3 protein-coding genes and 3 pseudogenes are annotated in these 4,610 nt (G+C 33.9%); 1 reads left to right on the top strand and 5 read right to left on the bottom strand.

The features are described from left to right. Both C564_RS0131065 and C564_RS0131070 read right to left on the bottom strand, forming a co-directional pair. Positions 1-602, bottom strand: a 602-nt coding sequence (locus tag C564_RS0131065) for an ABC transporter ATP-binding protein (protein WP_018768174.1), incomplete at its 3' end; no start/stop codon positions are given. Further along, entirely contained in the window at positions 599-1,789 is a 1,191-nt protein-coding gene (locus C564_RS0131070) for an efflux RND transporter periplasmic adaptor subunit (RefSeq protein WP_018768175.1), read from the bottom strand. The genes C564_RS0131065 and C564_RS0131070, both read right to left, overlap by 4 nt. An 877-nt stretch (positions 1,790-2,666) precedes the next feature. On the opposite strand from C564_RS0131070, the gene C564_RS0131080 reads away from it, so the two are divergent. After that, positions 2,667-2,927 carry a hypothetical protein gene (locus C564_RS0131080; RefSeq protein ID WP_018768177.1) on the top strand — a complete coding sequence of 87 codons (261 nt, stop codon included), beginning with the start codon at positions 2,667-2,669 and terminating at the stop codon, positions 2,925-2,927. Between the two features lie 641 nt (positions 2,928-3,568). Here C564_RS0131080 and C564_RS38340 read toward each other — a convergent pair. From C564_RS38340 to C564_RS36540, 3 pseudogenes are all read right to left on the bottom strand, one after another. Next, positions 3,569-3,755, bottom strand: a pseudogene (locus C564_RS38340) (hypothetical protein). A 199-nt stretch (positions 3,756-3,954) separates the two neighbouring features. Next, positions 3,955-4,347: pseudogene (locus C564_RS35985) on the bottom strand (IS4 family transposase); the annotation flags it as partial. Between the two features lie 143 nt (positions 4,348-4,490). Further along, positions 4,491-4,610: pseudogene (locus C564_RS36540) on the bottom strand (group II intron maturase-specific domain-containing protein); the annotation flags it as partial.

Genomic DNA, 4,610 nt, shown 5'->3' on the forward strand with positions numbered 1-4,610 from the left:
TCTTCATGCGTAACCATAACAATCGTTGTACCTTCTGCGTTTAACTTTGTGAAAATATCCATAACCTGCTCTCCAGATTTCGTATCAAGAGCACCTGTTGGTTCATCGGCCATAATAAACGTTGGATCATTTGCAATAGAACGTGCGATGGCTACACGCTGCTTTTGCCCACCTGAAAGTTCGCTTGGCAAGTGATGCACGCGGTCAGACAATCCGACTTTCCCAAGTGCTTCAAGAGCTCTCTGACGGCGCTCCGCTTTCTTCACGCCGCCATATATAAGCGGAAGTTCTACATTTTCTACCGCTGAAAGACGTGGCAATAAGTTAAAATGCTGGAATACAAAGCCTATATATTCATTGCGAATAAGGGCAAGTTTTGCTTCATCTGCCGTTAAAATATTCACGCCGCTTAACACATATTCGCCTTCTGTTGGACGATCTAAACAACCGATAATATTCATAAGGGTTGATTTCCCTGAGCCAGACGGTCCCATAATGGAAACAAACTCACCGTTTTGAATTGTTAAACTAATACCATGTAAAATCGGTACCGCTAGCTTCCCTTGGTAATATGTTTTATGAATATTGTTTAACGTAATCATTTTTCTTTCACTTCCATTCCGTCATACACGTTGTCGGAAGGATTTTTAACCACCTTTTGTCCCACTGTTACACCTTCAAGAATTTCTGTCCAATCTCCATCAGTAGAACCTTTTTTCACATTTTGTTTACGAAGCTTTCCTTTGTCTTCTACATAAACAAATAGATTACCAGCTTTTTCAATAATACTTTTACTAGGAACAGCAATCATCTTCTTATTCTCTAAGTTTACTTGCAGTGATACGTGATAGCCTGGAGATAAACCTTCTTGTCCATCTAAACTAGCTTTATATGTATACTGAGACATATTTTGTGTTCCCTCACCAACACCAGCTGCTTGAGCCATCTCTGCACTTGTCGGAAATTCACTTACTTCTGTAATTTTCCCTGTCCATTTCTTCTTACTATTTGCTTTTGCAGTTGCAGTAAATGTTTGATCTTTTTGGATTTGTGATTTTTGAAGTTCTGTTAATGTCCCTTGAATTTGGAATGGTTCTTTAGATGCGATTTGTAAAAATGATTTTCCTTGTCCACCCATTGCTTGCGTCGAACCTTGTGCTGCATCTTTATCTAATTTTTGTACAACACCAGCAAAGTTACTATAAATTGTGAGTTCATCTTGTTTTTTCTTTAATTGTTGTGATTGTAATTGACCTTTTTCTTTCTCAAGTTCAGTTGTTTTTTGCTGTATTTCTAGTTCACTTACTTGCTCTTCTAACGGATCTGTTACTTCTTTTCCAGCGCCGCTATCTTTTGCTTTCTTAATCTCTTTATTTAGTGAATCTATTTTCTTTTTCCCTTGATCATAGCGCATTGTTGCCATTTTTTGATCAAGCTCAGCTTGCTTCAATTGTAGATTGATTTCTTCATTATCATAAGAGAATAACTTCGTCCCTTTTTCTACTTCTTGCCCTTCTTTCACCGCAATATCCTTCACTTTTCCTTTTGTCGGATCTGCATAGAAGCTCTCAATATTCCCAGGCTTTACTTGTCCAGAAATCAATTTTGTATTATTGAGTGTACGTTCTGTTACTTTCTCAAAGCTAACAGCGTCTCCCTTTGCTGTCTCCTTCTTCTTACCTTGCATAACAAAAATATTGACGGCTGCAACGATGACAATTAATGCAATAACCCCAATGATAATCCATTTTTTCTTTTTAGTTGGTCGATGTGTTGTAGTTGGTAACATAATGTCTTCCCCTTAATAATGATATAATTTAGTACATACGTTTATTGAACAATTTATATGGGACAACCCCCTAAAGTAACTGGCTATAAACAAAAAAATAAAAGCTAAAAACCTTTTAATACCTTAGGCTATATGAAGCACAAAATAAAGAGGTCGATCCTTTATTTTAAAGAAACTGACCTCTTTATTTTGTGCTTCATATGATATAAATAATTGCAAAAACTAAACTACATCACTGCTTTTAATAATTCTGTTACTAATGGAATTACTCCACCAATGAATTTCAAAACTGCAATTGCGATTTCCATATGATTTCCTCCTCTTTTTTGAATATTGAATTGTGGTAAATTTTTATACTACTATAATAGCGAGAATTCATTTGGATATCAATGCATTTCAATATGCAATATTTCATATTTATACGCTTTTTTAATTTTTTAATATATCAAATCTAAAGTGTTTTCTGATGAATTCAACAGTTAATGAACATAAAAGTTTCCCTACTTAAAAAGAAGTTAATTTTTGTGATTTTCTTCTTTTTTGTGGCAGATCCTAGATAATTTGACTATTAATAAGTGAACTAATGTTCATTAGACATAGAGGACACCCTCCTATTATAAAGCATGACATTAAAAAAGTTATGGAATCTTCAAAAGAGGTGATACAAGCGACTCAATTGCGATATTTTAACAACCGAATACTCCGTCAGCCTACTCTGTTGTTTGATAAGTGTTTCTCAAAGCGGCTATTATAAATGGCTAAACTGACAAGGAATCCTTGCACCAAGACAATAGGAAAATGAAGAGCTGAAACACTTCATCCAACAGTGTTATGAGAAAGTAAAAGGTGTGTATGGTTATAGTAGGAGGTGATACATATGGTAAATTTACGTGAAATAAGAAATACTCATAAAAAAAGAGATAAAGCATTTTATGAAGTGCTTTATCTCTTTTTTATGAGTGAGGAATGTATTTGGGGATATTTTCGGTATGTTTTTACACAATTTCCGTATCGCATAAATTTTATTTTAATATGTGCTATTACATATTATTTTATCATTCCCCCGACAGAAGAATCCCACTTCAAAGAATGTAAAAGGTGTAGCCCAATGAGTAGGTGGGAGATGAATGTCGGTTAGGCGTAAGCCTAAAGGTTATTGGGTTTACAACGAATAAAGAATACTGGGATTTTAGTATTCAGCGTATCTAGAGATGTAGGTTGTGTGCAACGAATCCGTAAGTACCATATTTTAGAGTTTGTGTATCAAATTCAATGTGTTAAAAATGTATGTTATGTAATTTTATAGTTCTTGGTTTTAATTTGATGTAAAGTATTTATGAATACGATAGTAAAAATTATGACCAATAAAGCCTTTTCCCACAAAAAGTTATGTCTAAGTATAAGATTTGCACATAAATTATACCAATTAATAATTAATAAGATCCCAAAAATCCACACACAACTTTTTAATGTGTTTAAGCGGTATTGATATTCTAATATATTTCTCTTCATATATTTCTGCTCCTATTCGATATAATTAAATAGAATTGTAAACATGATAAGTTAATTTGAAACTTATGTGGAAGAACTTTCTCTTGGAAGAGTCAATAAATCTGGTTACAGCCCTAATTACACATAAAGAAAAAGAATCCCTTATGATTTCTAGGATTCTTTTTCTTGTTTAAAGTTTGCTCATACAAATGATCTGCACCTCAATTCATCTTTGATATACAGACCATTTGTATGATAATTTTTATAAATAATTGCTGAATAAAGAACTTACATAAATGCTTTTAAAAGCTCTTGTACGAATGGAATTACTCCACCTATAAATTTTAAAACTGCCATTGCGATTGCCATAGTATTTCCTCCTCTTTTTTGATGTTAAGATGTAGTACATCTTTATGCTTTTATTATAGTAAGCACTTACTTTTTTATCAATACATTTTAATATGCAATATTTCATATTAAGATGCATTTTAAATTCTCTTCCTTTTTTTATGTGTTCATAGATTAAGTGATACAGGGGTTCAGACGCATGCCCATCAACTTAAGAAACCAAACAAAATGAACTTCCGTTCATATGAACGGAAAAACTCTTAAAATACTTTGTGTCCTTAAAAATGGGCATACCAAATAAACCTCAATCAACCCAATTTCAAAAACTATGCAATTTTATTTTGTTTTTCCAATCCACTATACTCATAAATAACACCCAGGATATCAAAGACTGTTTTCTTCTCATATCTGTGAGATTTTCGTCCATTTTTCAGTAAAAGGCTGAATAGATGGCACAAGATTTTTGTTATTTCTTGAGTATTTTGTTGTATAGCCTGATATAAGATGTATAGATGATCTTGTATCATTCCAATGGCTTTATATTCGCTTAATTCTTTTTGTTTCTTTTGTAAAATCAACTGTCGCATCTTAAACATAGTAGAAGAACATAGGAAAATAGCAATAAGTTTCCCATAAATGTGACATTCTAATCGCTCTTGTTTGATATTTTGCCAATGATGGATTTGAAAAAGTGATTTCCAAGTTTTAAAGATAATTTGTCGGGTAAAGAACTGGCGCAGTATCGGTTATGACCCGTTTCCAGCTCCTCCCCATAAGAACTGCTCGTGAGGTTTTCCCTCAAGCAGCTCACCCCATAAACTTCATCAAAAGGGTTATGAGACCTATCAAATGGCAGACACTTTCATCGGTATCCCTCTGCACTTTTGAGGGAATGGACTTTCCAGTCCCAGTAGAGCCCCAGTACACCATAGAGATATTCATTACTCCATCTCTGCCATCCGATGCTACGCTTTCGTCGCCG

The organism is Bacillus sp. 105MF (assembly GCF_000374885.1).
Classification (GTDB): domain Bacteria; phylum Bacillota; class Bacilli; order Bacillales; family Bacillaceae_G; genus Bacillus_A; species Bacillus_A pseudomycoides.